This window comes from Pseudomonas sp. 22085 (genome assembly GCF_052045815.1).
GTDB lineage: Bacteria > Pseudomonadota > Gammaproteobacteria > Pseudomonadales > Pseudomonadaceae > Aquipseudomonas > Aquipseudomonas glycinae.
In genome coordinates this window covers 364,944-380,736 of sequence record NZ_JBQEQA010000001.1, presented here as the reverse complement: position 1 = coordinate 380,736, position 15,793 = coordinate 364,944, and the positions used below count along the sequence as shown (strand labels likewise).

Annotated in this window: 15 protein-coding genes and 1 pseudogene; 8 read left to right on the top strand and 8 right to left on the bottom strand. The window is 58.7% G+C overall.

The window, feature by feature from the left end; genetic code table 11:
• Positions 1-129 precede the first annotated feature (129 nt).
• Positions 130-1,488, top strand: coding sequence for a glutathione-disulfide reductase (gorA, locus tag ACTJK7_RS01595; protein WP_440779578.1), 1,359 nt, complete (start codon positions 130-132; stop codon positions 1,486-1,488).
• On the opposite strand, the gene ACTJK7_RS01590 is transcribed toward gorA, so the two are convergent.
• On the bottom strand, positions 1,485-2,489 hold the full coding sequence (locus ACTJK7_RS01590; RefSeq protein ID WP_440779579.1) for a DNA-binding protein: 1,005 nt from the start codon (positions 2,487-2,489) through the stop codon (positions 1,485-1,487). The two genes, gorA and ACTJK7_RS01590, sit on opposite strands and share 4 nt — an antisense overlap.
• 177 nt (positions 2,490-2,666) lie before the next feature.
• Between ACTJK7_RS01590 and ACTJK7_RS01585 the strand changes: the two genes are divergently transcribed.
• From ACTJK7_RS01585 to ahpF, 3 genes are all read left to right on the top strand, one after another.
• Entirely contained in the window at positions 2,667-3,605 is a 939-nt protein-coding gene (locus tag ACTJK7_RS01585; protein ID WP_108562153.1) for a site-specific integrase, read from the top strand.
• Between the two features lie 136 nt (positions 3,606-3,741).
• Positions 3,742-4,305 carry an alkyl hydroperoxide reductase subunit C gene (gene ahpC / locus ACTJK7_RS01580; protein ID WP_007958941.1) on the top strand — a complete coding sequence of 188 codons (564 nt, stop codon included), beginning with the start codon at positions 3,742-3,744 and terminating at the stop codon, positions 4,303-4,305.
• 130 nt (positions 4,306-4,435) lie between these two features.
• Positions 4,436-5,998, top strand: coding sequence for an alkyl hydroperoxide reductase subunit F (gene ahpF / locus ACTJK7_RS01575; RefSeq protein WP_007958943.1), 1,563 nt, complete (start codon positions 4,436-4,438; stop codon positions 5,996-5,998).
• An 82-nt stretch (positions 5,999-6,080) separates the two neighbouring features.
• Here ahpF and gloA read toward each other — a convergent pair whose 3' ends face one another.
• Positions 6,081-6,602, bottom strand: coding sequence for a lactoylglutathione lyase (gene gloA / locus ACTJK7_RS01570; protein WP_064381412.1), 522 nt, complete (start codon positions 6,600-6,602; stop codon positions 6,081-6,083).
• A gap of 142 nt (positions 6,603-6,744) precedes the next feature.
• Here gloA and ACTJK7_RS01565 point away from each other — a divergent pair, with 142 nt between their 5' ends.
• Entirely contained in the window at positions 6,745-7,263 is a 519-nt protein-coding gene (locus ACTJK7_RS01565) for a DUF4946 domain-containing protein (protein ID WP_108562151.1), read from the top strand.
• Positions 7,264-7,470: 207 nt separating this feature from the next.
• On the opposite strand, the gene ACTJK7_RS01560 is transcribed toward ACTJK7_RS01565, so the two are convergent.
• The 3 genes and pseudogenes from ACTJK7_RS01560 to ACTJK7_RS01550 all read right to left on the bottom strand — a co-directional run.
• A complete protein-coding gene (locus tag ACTJK7_RS01560) occupies positions 7,471-7,836 on the bottom strand; it encodes a histone-like nucleoid-structuring protein, MvaT/MvaU family (protein ID WP_064381416.1) in 366 nt (121 codons plus the stop codon).
• A 234-nt stretch (positions 7,837-8,070) separates the two neighbouring features.
• A complete protein-coding gene (locus ACTJK7_RS01555) occupies positions 8,071-9,606 on the bottom strand; it encodes an EAL domain-containing protein (RefSeq protein ID WP_108562149.1) in 1,536 nt (511 codons plus the stop codon).
• Positions 9,607-9,712: 106 nt separating this feature from the next.
• Positions 9,713-9,984, bottom strand: a pseudogene (locus ACTJK7_RS01550) (LysR substrate-binding domain-containing protein); the annotation flags it as partial.
• A 313-nt stretch (positions 9,985-10,297) separates the two neighbouring features.
• Here ACTJK7_RS01550 and hppD point away from each other — a divergent pair.
• Positions 10,298-11,374: a 4-hydroxyphenylpyruvate dioxygenase gene (gene hppD, locus ACTJK7_RS01545; protein WP_011334325.1), complete on the top strand. Its 1,077-nt coding sequence runs from the start codon at positions 10,298-10,300 to the stop codon at positions 11,372-11,374.
• 127 nt (positions 11,375-11,501) lie between these two features.
• On the opposite strand, the gene rarD is transcribed toward hppD, so the two are convergent.
• From rarD to ACTJK7_RS01530, 3 genes are all read right to left on the bottom strand, one after another.
• Positions 11,502-12,383: an EamA family transporter RarD gene (rarD, locus tag ACTJK7_RS01540; RefSeq protein ID WP_323150677.1), complete on the bottom strand. Its 882-nt coding sequence runs from the start codon at positions 12,381-12,383 to the stop codon at positions 11,502-11,504.
• Positions 12,384-12,522: 139 nt separating this feature from the next.
• A complete protein-coding gene (locus ACTJK7_RS01535; RefSeq protein WP_323150676.1) occupies positions 12,523-13,536 on the bottom strand; it encodes an aldo/keto reductase in 1,014 nt (337 codons plus the stop codon).
• 69 nt (positions 13,537-13,605) lie between these two features.
• On the bottom strand, positions 13,606-14,505 hold the full coding sequence (locus tag ACTJK7_RS01530) for a LysR family transcriptional regulator (protein WP_323150675.1): 900 nt from the start codon (positions 14,503-14,505) through the stop codon (positions 13,606-13,608).
• A 99-nt stretch (positions 14,506-14,604) separates the two neighbouring features.
• On the opposite strand from ACTJK7_RS01530, the gene ACTJK7_RS01525 reads away from it, so the two are divergent.
• The gene (locus ACTJK7_RS01525) at positions 14,605-15,309 is read left to right on the top strand and encodes an SDR family oxidoreductase (RefSeq protein ID WP_108562139.1); all 705 of its coding nucleotides are present in this window, start codon (positions 14,605-14,607) and stop codon (positions 15,307-15,309) included.
• Complete coding sequence (locus tag ACTJK7_RS01520; protein WP_108562137.1) at positions 15,306-15,668, top strand: hypothetical protein; 363 nt, start codon at positions 15,306-15,308, stop codon at positions 15,666-15,668. Before ACTJK7_RS01525 ends, ACTJK7_RS01520 begins: the two co-directional genes overlap by 4 nt.
• Positions 15,669-15,793: the final 125 nt, after the last annotated feature.

Here is a 15,793-nt window from a genome sequence, read left to right as displayed (position 1 = left end):
TAGCGCCTTATCTGCTTGCACGAAAAAGCCACCTTCGGGTGGCTTTTTCATTTTCCGCCCCTATATCGGCAGGAGTGCTTGCCCAACGGACGACGACGGGTATGCTGATCGCCTGCCGAGGAGATAGAAATGGCCTACGATTTTGACCTTTATGTGATTGGTGCCGGTTCCGGTGGTGTGCGGGCTGCGCGTTTTGCTGCCGGGTTCGGTGCGAAAGTGGCGGTGGCCGAGAGCCGTTATCTTGGCGGAACCTGCGTCAACGTCGGTTGCGTACCGAAAAAACTGTTGGTGTACGGCGCCCATTTTGCCGAAGACTTCGAGCAGTCTTCGGGTTTCGGGTGGAATCTGGGTGAAGCGGATTTCGATTGGGCCACACTGATTGCCAACAAGGATCGCGAGATCAATCGTCTGAACGGCATTTATCGCAATCTGCTGGTCAACAGCGGTGTGACCTTGTATGAGGCTCACGCGAAAATCGTTGGTCCGCACGAAGTCGAGGTCAACGGTGAGCGATACACCGCGAAGAATATTCTGATTGCCACCGGTGGCTGGCCGCAGATCCCCGAGATTCCGGGGCATGAGCATGCAATCAGCTCGAACCAGGCGTTCTTCCTCAAAGAGCTGCCCAAGCGCGTGCTGGTCGTCGGCGGCGGTTACATCGCCGTTGAATTTGCCGGGATTTTCCATGGCCTGGGCGCGAACACGACGTTGTTGTATCGCGGGGATCTGTTCCTGCGCGGCTTCGACGGTTCGGTGCGTAACCATTTGAAGGAAGAACTGACCAAGCGCGGTATGGATCTGCAATTCAATGCCGATATTGCCCGCATCGACAAGCAATCGGATGGCAGCCTGAAGGCGACTCTCAAGGATGGTCGCGTACTGGAAGCGGATTGTGTGTTCTACGCCACCGGCCGACGTCCGATGCTGGACAACCTGGGGCTGGAGAACACTGATGTGCAGCTCGACGACAAAGGCTTCATCAAGGTCGATGAGCAATACCAGACCACCGAGCCATCAATCCTGGCGCTGGGCGATGTCATCGGTCGTGTGCAGCTGACGCCAGTGGCGCTGGCTGAAGGCATGGCGGTGGCGCGACGTCTGTTCAAGCCTGAGCAATACCGTCCGGTGGATTACAAGATGATCCCGACGGCGGTGTTCAGTCTGCCGAACATCGGCACCGTCGGCTTGACCGAAGAAGAGGCGCGGGAAGCGGGTCACGACGTCGTGATCTACGAAAGCCGCTTCCGGCCGATGAAGCTGACCCTGACTGACTGTCAGGAGCGCACGCTGATGAAGCTGGTGGTCGATGGCAAGTCCGACAAGGTGCTGGGCTGTCACATGGTCGGGCCGGATGCCGGCGAGATCGTGCAGGGGCTGGCAATCGCCTTGAAGGCTGGTGCGACCAAGCGTGACTTCGACGACACCATCGGGGTGCACCCGACGGCGGCCGAAGAGTTTGTCACCATGCGTACGCCGGTCGGCGCTTAGGTCTTTTTCGGTTTTGCTGCGTCTGGCGCTGCTGCAATGGTGGTGGTCAGGCGCAGGCTGGCTTGAACCGTGGCCAATTCCTTTTCCAGTGACTGATTAAGCTGCGACTGTTCGTCGACGTTCTGCTTGAGCGTCTGACTTTCCAGTAACGCCACGCGCAGGCGCTCCTGGAGGAGGGTGCGCTCGCTGTCGACTCGAGATGCTTGCTCCAGCAATTGATCCTGACGCTGATTGCTGTGCTTGAGCTGATCCTGCATCAGACTCAGTTCGCGTACGGTGCCGCGATTCTCGGTCAGCAGGCGTTCGTTGTCGCGATGCAGCTGGGTGATTTCGTCCTGGCGTACCAGGGCGCTTTGCTGCGCCTGACGCAACTCCATCTGCAATTGTTGCACCTGGCTTTCATGACGGCTTTGCTCCTGCTCGCGCTGTTCCTTGATGGCGTTGCGATAGTGCTCAAGCGCATCGCGGGCGTGCAGGTGCTTCTCTTCCAGCGAGCGGATCTGCTCGTCCTTGTCCTGCAGGCGCAATTCAAAATCCGCCAGTGCCTGATTCAGCCCGGCGTTGCGGGTCTGCTCGGTCTGCAGCATTGAGCGTGTATCACTCAGTGCTTCGGATTCCTTGGCCAGCGCAGCAGTCTGAATGTCGTGTTTCTTCTCCAGTTGCGCATGATCCTGACGAAGCTGATTCAGTTCGTCCTCCAGTGCCTGACGCTGTTGCTCGTACTGCTCGCGTGCCTGATCAATCGGCTCTTGCGCCTGTTCTTTCAGGCGTTGTGCAAGGCGCGTGACGAGCGCCAGCAGTTCGTCATCGATGGGTTCTGCCGACGGATCCGCTGGCTCGCTGCCGTCATCCAGTTCTTTTAGATAGCGATGAATCGTGGTTTTTGAGCCCGTATTACCTAGCTCGATGCGTACTGCATCGATACTGGGGTGTTCGCCACGGGCGAGGATCGCTGCGCGCGCGATCTGGACTACTGCTTTGTTAACGCCGCCACGGGCCATATCTGCTCCTACCATTTCGTACTGTGGTACATGCCACTAAAGTACGCAGTGTACCATGTTGAAAATAAAGTGAAATAAGGGCCGATAAACGGACGGGATATACTGGTATTACCCCATGTGAAACCCATAAAATCCGTTTCTGCACGAACCCTCAGTACGCCACGAGAAAATCAGCCCATGAGCGATATTGATCGCTATCTGCAAGCCGCCACCCGCGACAACACCCGCCGCAGTTATCGCGCGGCCATCGAGCACTTCGAATCCGGGTGGGGAGGGTTCCTGCCGGCCACAGCGGACAGCGTCGCGCGGTATCTGGTGGCGCATGCGGGCGTGCTGTCGGTCAATACGCTGAAGTTGCGTCTGTCGGCACTGGCGCAGTGGCACAACAGCCAAGGCTTCGCCGATCCCACCAAGTCGCCGGTGGTGCGCAAAGTGTTCAAGGGCATTCGCGCCCTGCATCCCGCGCAGGAAAAACAGGCCGAGCCACTCCAACTGCGCGATCTTGAGCAGACCGTCGCCTGGCTTGAGCAAGAAATGAAAGACGCCCGGGAACAACAGGACCGACCGCTGCTGCTCCGAGCCTGCCGCGACCGCGCGTTGATCCTGCTGGGCTTCTGGCGCGGCTTTCGCAGTGATGAACTGTGTCGGGTGCAGATCGAGCATGTGCAGGCGCACGCCGGCAGCGGCATCACCTTGTACCTGCCGCGCAGCAAAGGCGATCGAGAAAACCTCGGGCAGACCTATCAGGCCCCGGCGCTGCTGAAGTTGTGCCCGGTGCAGGCTTATATCGATTGGATCACCGAGGCAGCACTGGTGCGAGGACCGGTGTTTCGCGCCGTCGACCGCTGGGGCAACCTGAGCGAAGAGGGGTTGCACGCCAACAGCGTGATTCCGTTGCTGCGTCAGGCCCTGGAGCGGGCCGGGATCTCCGCCGAGCGCTACACCAGCCACTCCCTGCGTCGCGGCTTCGCAACATGGGCCCATCAAAGCGGCTGGGATCTTAAATCATTGATGAGTTACGTGGGCTGGAAGGATATGAAGTCCGCCATGCGCTATGTTGAAGCGAGCCCCTTTCACGGGATGGCCCGGATTACGGATAAGCCGCTGTCGCCGTAGATATCGTTTTCTTCTATTAATACCTTCAGCTAATAGCGAAAACAAATCAGCAGCATCAGGTTTGCCAATGAGCCATCCGTCGAGTGACTGGGTAGGATTCACCCATCGAATTCACAACCCTGACGGAGAGTCATCAATGCCTATCATCAACAGCCAAGTAAAACCGTTCAAAGCTACCGCGTTCAAAAACGGCGACTTCGTACAAGTCTCGGACGCTGACCTGAAAGGCAAATGGTCCGTAGTGTTTTTCTACCCGGCCGACTTCACTTTCGTTTGCCCAACCGAACTCGAAGACCTGGCTGACAACTACGCCGCCTTCCAGAAACTGGGCGTAGAGATCTACAGCGTTTCGACCGACACCCACTTTGCCCACGCTGCCTGGCACAACACTTCGCCAGCCATCGGCAAAATCCAGTACACCATGATTGGCGACCCGACCCAAGTCATCTCCCGCAACTTCGACGTGCTGATCGAAGAAGCTGGTCTGGCTGACCGTGGCACCTTCGTGATCAACCCTGAAGGTCAGATCAAAATCGTTGAGCTGAACGATGGCGGCGTTGGCCGTGACGCTTCCGAGCTGCTGCGCAAAATCAAGGCTGCTCAGTACGTCGCTGCTCACCCAGGCGAAGTTTGCCCGGCCAAATGGAAAGAAGGCGAGGCCACACTGGCTCCGTCCCTGGACCTGGTCGGCAAGATCTAAGTCTGTGACACACGCAATGCAGGGCGGGACTCCGCACCTACTCAAGTAAGCTGCACCGCCCAATAGAAAAGCCCGGGCGAGATTCGCTCGGGCTTTTTTTCGCCTCAAATAAAGTCAGGAGATCGCCCGTATGTTGGACGCCAATCTTAAAGCCCAGTTGAAATCGTACCTGGAACGGGTCACCCAGCCGATCGAGATCGTTGCATCACTCGACGACGGTGCGAAATCCCGTGAAATGCTCGACCTGCTGAAAGACGTTGCCAGTCTTTCGCACCAAATTACCTTGATCGACAGTGGCGACGATGCACGCAAACCGTCGTTCTCGATCAACCGCCCCGGTGCCGACATCAGCCTGCGTTTCGCCGGCATCCCGATGGGCCATGAATTCACTTCGCTGGTGCTGGCCCTGCTGCAAGTCGGCGGCCACCCTTCGAAGGCCAGTGTCGAAGTGATCGAACAGATCCGCTCGCTCAAGGGCGAGTTCAACTTCGAGACGTACTTCTCGCTGTCCTGCCAGAACTGCCCGGACGTTGTTCAGGCACTGAACCTGATGGCCGTGCTGAACCCGAATATCCGCCACGTCGCCATCGACGGCGCGCTGTTCCAGGATGAAGTCAACGATCGCAAGATCATGGCCGTGCCGAGCATTTACCTGAACGGCGAAAACTTCGGCCAGGGCCGTATGGGTCTGGAAGAAATTCTCGCCAAACTCGACACTGGCGCCATCGAGCGTCAGGCGGAGAAAATCAGCGCCAAGCAAGCCTTTGATGTGCTGGTGGTTGGCGGTGGCCCGGCCGGTGCTTCGGCGGCGATCTATGCCGCACGTAAAGGCATTCGCACCGGTGTGGCGGCCGAGCGCTTCGGCGGTCAGGTGCTGGACACCATGGCCATCGAAAACTTCATTTCCGTGCAGGAAACCGAAGGCCCGAAACTGGCGACCGCGCTGGAAGAACACGTCAAGCAGTACGACGTCGACATCATGAACCTGCAGCGCGCCGACAAGCTGATCCCGGGCAAGAATGGCGAGCTGCATGAAGTCCACTTCGCGAGCGGCGCGACCCTAAAGGCCAAGAGCGTGATTCTGGCGACCGGTGCGCGGTGGCGTGAAATGAACGTGCCGGGCGAGCAGGAATACCGCAACAAGGGCGTGGCGTACTGCCCGCACTGCGACGGCCCGCTGTTCAAAGGCAAGCGCGTGGCGGTGATTGGCGGCGGTAACTCCGGCGTCGAAGCGGCCATTGACCTGGCCGGTATTGTCTCCCACGTCACTTTGCTGGAATTTGACGTACAGCTGCGCGCCGACGCCGTATTGCAACGCAAGCTGCACAGCCTGCCGAACGTCACCGTGATCACCAGTGCGCTGACCACTGAAGTCACCGGCGATGGCCAGAAGGTCAACGGTCTGCGCTACAAGGATCGCAATACTGACGAGCTGCGCACTGTCGAGCTGGAAGGGATTTTCGTGCAGATCGGTCTGCTGCCCAACACCGACTGGCTCAAAGGCACCATCGAGCTGTCGCCGCGCGGCGAGATCATCGTCGACAACCGCGGTGAAACCTCGATCCCCGGCATCTTCGCCGCCGGTGACGTGACCACTGTGCCGTACAAGCAGATCGTGATTGCAGTAGGCGAGGGCGCCAAGGCTTCCCTCAGCGCTTTCGATCACCTGATTCGCACGTCGGCTCCGGCGTAAATCCCGGGCCTGAAAAAGAAAAACCCCATCAGCGATGATGGGGTTTTTTCTTTGCGGGGGTGCTTTCTACCCAGGTTCAGCTTTACAGCGGCGCCGGCTGGATGATCTCGACCCAGTAGCCATCCGGATCCTTGATGAAAGCCAGGCTCTTCATGCGGCCATCGGTCAGGCGCTTCTGGAAATCGCAGCCAAGTTCTTCAAAGCGCGCGCAGGCAGCGACGATGTCCGGTACCGAGATGCAGATGTGGCCGAAACCGCGCGGGTCGGTGTTGCCGTTGTGGTAGGCGAAATCAGCGTCGTTCTCGGTGCCGTGGTTGTGGGTCAGTTCCAGAATGCCGGGAATCGACTTCATCCACTCGGTGCGGGCGGCGGCGTCGGCCGGAATCTGCGATTTGTCGACCAGGGCGAGGAAGTACAGGCTGAATTCCGCTTCCGGGAAATCACGCTTCTCTACCAGCGAGAAACCCAGTACGCGGGTGTAGAAATCCAGCGACTTGGTGATGTCCTTGACGCGCAGCATGGTGTGATTGAACACGAAGTGGCGGGTTGCGCTGTCCGGGGTGGCGGTGACGCCAGGGAAGGTGTTCAGTTCTTGCAGGCTCATGGGCCCTCCGTAAAAAATTGGGGCGAGTGAATGGGCGCAATGATACGCATGCCTGGCAGCATCGCCAAACCGAAAGCGCGGGCTTGCCCTGCGAGCGGGCGGGCCTCAGACTTTACGGCTCAATCCGCGAGTGCCTCTGGTAATGATCCGACCGTTCAAATCGCTGTTCGTTTTCCTGGGTTTTTCTCTGCTGGCGCTCCCGGTCTTTGCCGAGGCGCCGAGCATCACCTGGCCCGCCGGCTGGGAAGTCGAGGCGTTACCCGAAACCTCCCCGCAAGTCTCCCGTCAACGCGCGGTGAAGACTGACGCCAATGGCAATCAGGTCATGGTGATGGAGTTGACGATGACCCGTGTGGAAAGTGGTCATCAGGTCAACTTGCAAGGCGTGTTGCTTGAGATGCGCAAGTCGGTGCAGAAAGACTTTTTCCAGAGCGGTTATCAGAGTGTCTGCAACAAGGTTCACGCGAGTACGCTGGGCTCGCTGACAGCGCTTGAGACCACTTGTACGGTGACTGAAAACGGCCGTCATGTGTTGTCGCAAACATTGGTTGCAGCGGTCGAGGCGGATAAAGCCTATGTACTTTCGTATGCAGGGCAGGCGGAGGTTTATAAGGCCAGCGGCGGCGACATAGTGGCTGCGCGAAACAGCTTGAAATTCTAGTCGTCTGTTCGGGGTCAGTCTGGTGTTAGATACCGGAACTGATTAAACATAAAGTTAATCTCCGGCTAACGGGGCAACATTCGGAAGCATAGTTTCAGCGCGAGAGCGATTTGAAACTCAACTTGCCCGCCAGAAAAATCGTTGCATTTGTTAAATATTGTCCGAAAAAAAGCCCTGCATATGCAGGGCTTTCATGTTTGCAAGGGATTAACCGCGCAACCAGGAGTCAACGGTGGCTGCACCGTATTGTTCCTTCCAGGCCTTCAGGCCGCGGTGATTGCCACCTTTGGTCTCGATCAGCTCGCCGGTGTGTGGATTCTGGTAGACCTTGACCACGCGAGCGCGGCGGGTTTTAGGTGCGGCGGTCAGTTGCAGACCGGATTTCGCCGGGTTCGGATCGAGAATGGCGATGATGTCTTTCAGGCCTTTGCCGTAGGTTTTCATCAGCCCCTGGAGCTTTTCTTCGAATTCGATTTCTTTCTTGAGCCCGGCATCGTTCTTCAACGATTCCAGCTGCTTGAGCTGTTCTTGAAGGGCCTTTTCAGCTGCACGAAATTCAGCGAGTCTGGACAATATCTTTACTCCAATAGTGTGTTTGGCTGATACCAACCGCAAACAAAGCTATAAGCCAAGAGCCTCGAAGCGACTCGGTGATAATGGCTCACCTGCCCATCTTGCAACAGGTAAGAAAAATTGTAGTAGTTAATGCGGCAAGAGTAAATCCTGACTTTTTCTTCATGTAACAACAAGGCTGTTTTGTATCAATTTGGTGCGGACTGTCGGCGAGTCAGGATTTATCCAGAGAAGTTAATGATGAGTTAATGCTTCGATGAAGTCTGCAGCCGGCATCGGCTTGCCGAAAAGGTAGCCCTGCAAAAAGTTGACATGATGGGTGGCCAGGTAATCGCATTGTGCTTGCGTTTCCACACCTTCGGCCACAATGCCCAAATCCAGCTTGGTCGAGAGCTCAATGATGGTGTCCAGAATGTGCCGGGACAGGGCATCTTTATCGATCATGGCGACGAATGTCTGGTCGATCTTGAGGAAGTCGACATTGAATGTTCTCAAGTAGCCAAGACTTGAATGGCCGGTGCCAAAGTCGTCGATCGCGATCTTCACGCCCATTGCACGCAGCTGCGCGAACAGTTGATGGGTAATGTCGGACGGCTCGATCAGTTCGCGTTCGGTCAATTCCAGGACCAGAGTGATGCTGCCGGGCCGAAAGGCTGACAAAAATTCACGGCAATCCTCAACCAGCTCAAGATCGCGGCAGTGGCTGGCGGTAATGTTGATGCCGATGTGGAAGGGCGCCTCGAAGGTTGGTGACAACGGCCCCAGTATGGCCGCGGTCTGCTGCATCAAGGCGCGGGTCATCGGTACGATCAGCCCGGAGTGTTCGGCAAACGGTATGAACAGGTCCGGACGCACCAAGCCTTCCTTGGGATGGTTCCAGCGCATCAGCACTTCCGCGCCCGACCACCGTTTACTGTCACCGTGCACCACCGGTTGAAAGTACGGAATGAATTCTCCTGCCTCCAATGCCCGACGCATCTCGTGACTGGGCGACGTCGAGCGCTTCTGCAGGGTGTAGCCGATCACCCCCGATACCGCACCAAAGAACATCAGCAGGCTGAACAATGGCGGATACTCTTCTTTCATGTAACGCCAGGTTTCTCCTGGCGCAAAAGCGGCTGTTACCGAGAACGCATAGTGCGATGAGTGCAAGGTACTTTGTGCAACCGGCAGCGCGGGCAGGGCGCCTTGATGCACTTTGCCGTCGGCGCTGAGCCAGTTGTTGCCGACTTGCAGGAGCAACAGTGTGTGTCGGCCGATCAGACGCAGGATGTTGCTCAGGTGATAGCCGTCCAGCGTGGTGAGCGCGCCGCCGCGGCCTTCGCTCAGGCGATAGACCAGCAGCGCGGTGTCAGGCGTGACCGGGTTGCCGTTCATGAGCCACAATTTGCCCTGGGCGTAATCGCCCGGATTCACGGCCTCCTTGAAGTCACCGAACAGCGAACTGCAATAGAGATTGTCGTCCCACACCAGATTGGTCGAGCGCACGAACGGGCGCCGGGTGACTTGTTCGCGTAAAGCCAGCTTGACGGTCTCGCAGGTCTGGCCGGCCAAAGGCAACAGTTCGCGGGCGGCTTGGGCGGTGTTGTCCAGCATCAATTCGAACTGACGCAGGGCTTCATCGGCGGTGTGTTGCGAACTCTGCTGAAGGGCGCGTCCGGCCTGCATATAAAGAATCACACTGCCGAGTGCGATCGGCAGCAAGCCGCACAGCAAAGTCATTATTATCCGGGTGCTGCGCTTGCGGCGGGGCCTGACAGTCAGTGGCATGGGCGCATCCTGTCGCAATGGAGTGGGGCTCTAGATGGCAGGCGAAGCGTGCGCGCAAAGCCCAGGGTCTGAGCCCATGATAGATGGCCAATGACGCCTGCGCTGCTCAACGGTAATCCAGCCGTGTTGCCAGTTGAATGAATGCCAGCGTGGCGGGCGATGCCTGGCGCTGATCCAGTACCGCCAGTCCGACCTGTCGAGTGACCGCAGGGGATAGCAGTCGCTTGACATAGCGCGGGTCTGGGTCGGAAGGCAACGAACCTTAGGCTACCACGGTCATCGCATCGCCCCGGCCAACGGCATCGAGGGTGTGAGCAACTGCGCGTAGCGATAGCGAATGTTCGGGCTCTGCCGGGCGGCGTTGAATAGGCGCGGAACTTTCTGGCGGGCATCTGGCTGTGCAACAAACCCCTTGCAGCGGGCCGAAAAAAGCGGATTTTATAGAGAGGGCAGACAACCCTATTTACGCTGTGTAGAATCGGGTTACGCATACAATAATAATCGTCTTCTGGCAGCAGAAGCCTCGCCCGCAAGAGCCTTGGGTCGACAATGAAGATATTCGGGTTTCAACTGATCTACGGTGACTTCCTCGCCCGCAGTGTGCGTGGCATCTCCTGTGCGCCACCCACCGGTCTCAGCATTACTGACAAATAACTCTGGTTAATTGATTAAGAATGATGAGGCGCCAACCATGGCAGATTTATACGAAAACCCAATGGGCCTGATGGGCTTCGAGTTCATCGAGTTCGCATCGCCCACACCTGGCACCCTGGAGCCGATCTTCGAGATCATGGGCTTCACCAAGGTCGCGACCCACCGTTCCAAGAACGTGCACCTCTATCGCCAGGGCGCGATCAACCTGATCCTCAACAACGAACCCCACAGCGTTGCTTCCTACTTCGCGGCCGAGCACGGGCCGTCGGTATGCGGCATGGCGTTCCGGGTCAAGGATTCGCAGAAGGCCTACAAACGCGCATTGGAACTCGGTGCCCAGCCAATCCACATCGAAACCGGTCCGATGGAACTTAACCTGCCGGCGATCAAAGGCATTGGCGGCGCGCCGCTGTACCTGATCGACCGTTTCGGCGAAGGCAGCTCGATCTATGACATCGACTTCGTGTTCCTCGAAGGCGTTGACCGTAACCCGGTCGGTGCCGGCCTGAAGATCATCGACCACCTGACCCACAACGTGTATCGCGGTCGCATGGCCTACTGGGCTAACTTCTACGAGAAACTGTTCAACTTCCGTGAAATCCGTTACTTCGACATCAAGGGCGAATACACCGGCCTGACCTCGAAAGCGATGACCGCGCCGGACGGCATGATCCGCATCCCGCTCAACGAAGAATCGTCGAAGGGCGCCGGGCAGATCGAAGAGTTCCTGATGCAGTTTAATGGCGAAGGCATCCAGCACGTGGCGTTCCTCACTGACGACCTGGTCAAGACCTGGGATCAGCTGAAGAAGATCGGCATGCGCTTCATGACCGCGCCGCCGGACACCTACTACGAAATGCTCGAAGGCCGCCTGCCGAACCACGGCGAGCCGGTCGATCAGTTGCAATCGCGCGGCATCCTGCTCGATGGCGCATCGGACAAGGAAGACAAGCGTCTGCTGCTGCAGATCTTCTCGGAAACCCTGATGGGGCCGGTGTTCTTCGAATTCATCCAGCGTAAAGGCGATGATGGTTTCGGCGAGGGCAACTTCAAGGCACTGTTCGAATCGATCGAACGTGACCAGGTGCGTCGTGGTGTACTCGCCACTGAATAATTAGCTGCACCGATAAAAAATGTGGGAGCGGGCTTGCTCGCGAAAGCAATCGTTCATTCAATACTTCAGTTGACTGATCCGACGCCTTCGCGGGCAAGCCCGCTCCCACATTTGTTTTGTGCTGCTTTTAAGGCCTGCGTTGGCGCATCAGATGCTTGAACCCTTCAAACACCAGTACTACCACGGCGAGCCAGATCGGGATGTAGGTCAGCCATTCGCCGGGTTTGATGCTCTCGCCGAGCAGCAGCGCCACACCGAGCAGCAACACCGGTTCCACGTAACTCAATAAACCGAACAGGCTGAACGGCAGCAAGCGGCTGGCAATGATGTACACCACCAGCGCCGACGCACTGATCAGGCCGAGCAGCGGAATCAGCCACGTCAGCGCCGGGTACTGGTCGAACACGCTGAAACCCTGTTCGCCGCCGCGCACAAACCAGTACGCCACCGGCAGCATCAGCGTCATGTCGACCCACAAACCGCCGAGGTTGTCGGTCTTGAGGTATTTGCGCAGCACGAAATACAACGGGTAACCGACGACCACCACCAGCGTCGCCCAGGAAAACCCGCCGACCTGATACAACTCGTTCAACACCCCGAGGCTGGCAAAAAACACCGCGACTTTTTGCAGGTACGACAGGCTTTCGCCATAAGCGATGCGTCCGGTCAGCACCATGGCCAGCGGTAACAGGAAGTAGCCCAGCGACACGTCGAGGCTGTAGCCATTAAGCGGCGCCCACATGAACAGCCACAACTGCACGCCGAGCAGCGCTGACGAAACGACCAAGCCACCGATCAACTTCGGTAGCGCAGGAATCCGACGCAGCAGCTCCAGCACCCGCCGCCATTCGCCGGACAGCAACATGAACACGGTCATGCAGGGCACGGTCAGCAGCATCCGCCAACCGAAGATTTCCACGCCGCTCAACGGGGTGAGCAACGAGGTGTAGTAATACATGACGGCAAACAGCGTCGAGGCTGTTACCGAGAGAGCGATACCTTTAGACAAACTGTCCTCGCGGGGGTGATGGTGAAACGGGGCGCGCAGGATACGTGGTTTTTGTGGTGAATATTGGCCGAGTGATCAATATTTCCAACATTCGACACAGGTCCCGTGAGAGCGGGAACCTGTGTCGAAGCATAGGTGCTTAAGCCTGATGCGGTTTGCGCCCCGACACAAAATGGCTCACATCATTAAACCCCGGCGTCGACGCATGCCCCGGCGTCACCAGCGAGTCGATAAACGCCTCATCCTCCGCCGTAATCTTCACCGCCTGCGCCTTGGTGTACGCATCCCACTGTTCTTCCGTGCGCGGCCCGACAATCGCCGACGTCACTGCGCCGTTGTTCAGCACCCAGGCAATCGCAAACTCGACAATGCCGACCCCGCGCTCTTTGGTGTATTGCTGAATCTGCTGGGCAATGCGCAACGATTCCACCCGCCACTCGGTTTCCAGAATCCGCTTGTCTTGCCGTCCGGCGCGGCTGTTGGCGTCCGGGGTCACGTCCGGTGCGTACTTGCCGCTGAGCACGCCACGGGCCAGCGGGCTGTAAGGCACGACGCCGAGGCCGTAAGTCTGGGCGGCGGTGATCTGCTCGGTTTCGGCCTGACGGTTGACGATGTTGTACAGCGGCTGGCTGATCACCGGGCGATCGACGCCGAGTTTGTCCGCCACGCGGATCACCTCGGCGATCCGCCAGCCGCGATAGTTCGACAGGCCCCAATAACGGATCTTGCCCTGGCGAATCAGATCGCCAATCGCCGAGATCGTCACTTCCAGCGGGGTGTTGTGGTCTTCGCGGTGCAGGTAATAGAGGTCGAGGTAGTCGGTGCCGAGCCGGGTCAGGCTGGCCTCCAGACCATTGAAGATGTGCTTGCGGCTCAAGCCGCTGCGGTTCGGCACGCCATCCACCGGGCCGAAACCGACTTTGGTCGCCAGCACCCATTCATGCCGATGACGGGCGATGGCTTCGCCGACGATCTCTTCCGAGCGGCCGTTGGTGTAGACGTCGGCCGTGTCGATGAAATTGATGCCCTGATCCCAGGCCTTGTCGATGATGCGCAGCGAGTCTTCTGCGCTGGTCTGCTCGCCGAACATCATCGTGCCGAGAGTGAGGGTGGACACCTGCAACCCCGAGTGACCCAGTGTGCGATAGCTCATGCCGAAATCCTTTTGTCGGTGGGAAAGCTTCCATCAAATACCAGAAGCGCCCGGCGCGGCAAAGTGAATTTATCGCCGCAACGCCTCGCAACGCTCGCGCAAAAACGCCTGCAACACCTTGACCCGTTCCGACACCTGCACCCGGTGCGGGCACAGCAGATTGAACGGCACGCTCTCGCCCAGCCAGTCATCGAATAGCGTCAGCAGCTGCCCGGCACGCACGTCTTCGGCCACGTCGAGCCAGGCCTTGTAGGCGATCCCGTGCCCGGCCAGCGCCCAGCGGCGGGCGACTTCGCCGTCGTCGCTGAGGTAGTCGCCGCGCACTTCGACCTCGACCGTTTCGTCCTCGCGATGGAAGCGCCAGGTGTTGTAGGGACGGCCGTTGCGCAGGTAGAGCAGGGCGCTGTGCTCGCTCAATTCGGCAGGATTGTGCGGTGTACCGTGGCGTTCCAGATACGCATGACTGGCGCAGGCCACGCGGCGATGCTCAGGCAGAATCGGTAACGCCACCAGCGTCGAATCACTCGGCACGCCAAAGCGCAGCGCCACATCCACCGTCTCGCGAAACAGATCCGCATGCCGGTCGTTGAGCAGCAATTGCAGTTGAATGTGCGGGTGCTCGCGCTTGAAATCGTCCAGCCACGGCAGCAACACGTTGCGCCCGAAGTCCGACGGCGCCGCCAGTTGCAACACACCGCTCAGGCCTTCGGTCTGTTGCTTCAGCGCCTGTTCGCCCTCGGCCAATGTGGCCAGTGCCAGGCGCACACTTTCCAGATAGCGTCGGCCCTCTTCGGTCAGACGCATGCTGCGCGTGGAGCGGGCGAACAGGCGGATGCCGAGGCGGGTTTCCAGGCGTTTCAGCGCGATGCTGGCGGCGGCCGGTGTCAACTCCAGCGCCCGGGCGGCGGCGGAAATGCTGCCGGAGTCGGCGGTACGGACGAAGATCTCAAGATCGAGAATCGAGCTCATTGGTAAAAATCCTTTAAAGATCCTTCCGATTTACCGGGATTTTTCTGCGATTGGCAACCGGGGAAGATGCAATCTCCTCAAGCCCACCGGAGAACTCTCATGAAACCATTCGACAACCAGACTGTTGTGGTCATTGGCGGCAGCAGCGGCATTGGCGCCGCCGTCGCGTCGAACGCCGCTGAACGAGGCGCCCGTGTTTATTCGGTCGGGCGCCGTGTTGAAACGTCCGAAACCCATGACGGTGTCCGTCACGAAACTGCCGATGTCACCGATGACGCTTCGCTGCGTCAACTGTTCGAACGCATTGGCGCCCTCGATCATCTGGTGATCACCGCCGGGCCGAGCGTCAGCGCCAAGCCTCTGGCCGACAGCGATCTGCTCCAGGCGCAGCAGGCCTTCGACGTGAAATTCTGGGGCACCTTGCGCGCCATTCAAGCGGCACTGCCGTACCTGAGCGAGCGGGCCAGCATCACCCTGACGTCGGGTTTGTTGTCACGCAAATTCGTAGCGGGGCAATTCATCAAGACCACGTTGAATGGCGCGCTGGAAGCTCTGGCCAAACAACTGGCCAAGGAGCTGGCGCCGCGCCGGGTCAACGTGATCAGCCCCGGCGTGACCGACACTGAAGCGTACGCCGGCATGGATGAGATCCAACGCACCGCGATGTTCGCCCGTACCTCGGCGGCGCTGCCGGTAGGCCGGATCGGCACGCCACAGGACCTGGCCGCCGCGTTTATGCTGGTCATGGAAAACGGCTTCATCAGCGGCAGCATCATTGATGTCGATGGAGGTGGATTGTTATGACCTGGCACTTCGATCACCTGGCGTTCAATGCGCCGGACGGGCAACCGATTCAGGACGTCTTCAATGTATTGCTGGGATTGACGCCGGGGCGGCGGCCGCCGTTTCCGTTTCCCGGGCGGTGGTTGTACCAGGATGGGGAGGCGTTGGTGCATGTGATTGAGCAGCCGGCGCTGGATGAGGCGGCGTTGAGTCATATTGCGTTTCGTACGGATGAAGACGCGGCGGTGGTTTTGAAGCGGGTGCAGGGCAGTGGACTGCCGTATCAGGTGGGGCAGGTGCCGGAGGATGGGATCTGGCAGATTTTTGTGCAAATGCCGGGGGGGTTAGTGCTTGAGCTGGATGCAAAAACCAGTGTGTGACGCTCGTTCCCACGCTCTGCGTGGGAACGCCTCCACGGACGCTCCGCGTTCGGCTTTGGAAGGGACGCGGAGCGTCCCGGGCTCCATTCCCACGCAGAGCGTGGGAACGATCTGGAGTGGGGTGT

Excerpts from the sequence above, each read along its gene's own strand:
- ACTJK7_RS01525 (WP_108562139.1), top strand. The coding sequence starts at position 14,605 with ATGAAACCATTCGACAACCAGACTGTTGTGGTCATTGGCGGCAGCAGC.
- gloA (WP_064381412.1), bottom strand. The coding sequence starts at position 6,602 with ATGAGCCTGCAAGAACTGAACACCTTCCCTGGCGTCACCGCCACCCCG.
- ahpF (WP_007958943.1), top strand. The coding sequence starts at position 4,436 with ATGTTGGACGCCAATCTTAAAGCCCAGTTGAAATCGTACCTGGAACGG.
- ACTJK7_RS01565 (WP_108562151.1), top strand. The coding sequence starts at position 6,745 with ATGATCCGACCGTTCAAATCGCTGTTCGTTTTCCTGGGTTTTTCTCTG.
- ACTJK7_RS01530 (WP_323150675.1), bottom strand. The coding sequence starts at position 14,505 with ATGAGCTCGATTCTCGATCTTGAGATCTTCGTCCGTACCGCCGACTCC.
- ACTJK7_RS01535 (WP_323150676.1), bottom strand. The coding sequence starts at position 13,536 with ATGAGCTATCGCACACTGGGTCACTCGGGGTTGCAGGTGTCCACCCTC.
- ACTJK7_RS01585 (WP_108562153.1), top strand. The coding sequence starts at position 2,667 with ATGAGCGATATTGATCGCTATCTGCAAGCCGCCACCCGCGACAACACC.
- hppD (WP_011334325.1), top strand. The coding sequence starts at position 10,298 with ATGGCAGATTTATACGAAAACCCAATGGGCCTGATGGGCTTCGAGTTC.
- ACTJK7_RS01590 (WP_440779579.1), bottom strand. The coding sequence starts at position 2,489 with ATGGCCCGTGGCGGCGTTAACAAAGCAGTAGTCCAGATCGCGCGCGCA.
- ACTJK7_RS01520 (WP_108562137.1), top strand. The coding sequence starts at position 15,306 with ATGACCTGGCACTTCGATCACCTGGCGTTCAATGCGCCGGACGGGCAA.
- gorA (WP_440779578.1), top strand. The coding sequence starts at position 130 with ATGGCCTACGATTTTGACCTTTATGTGATTGGTGCCGGTTCCGGTGGT.
- ACTJK7_RS01555 (WP_108562149.1), bottom strand. The coding sequence starts at position 9,606 with ATGCCACTGACTGTCAGGCCCCGCCGCAAGCGCAGCACCCGGATAATA.
- ahpC (WP_007958941.1), top strand. The coding sequence starts at position 3,742 with ATGCCTATCATCAACAGCCAAGTAAAACCGTTCAAAGCTACCGCGTTC.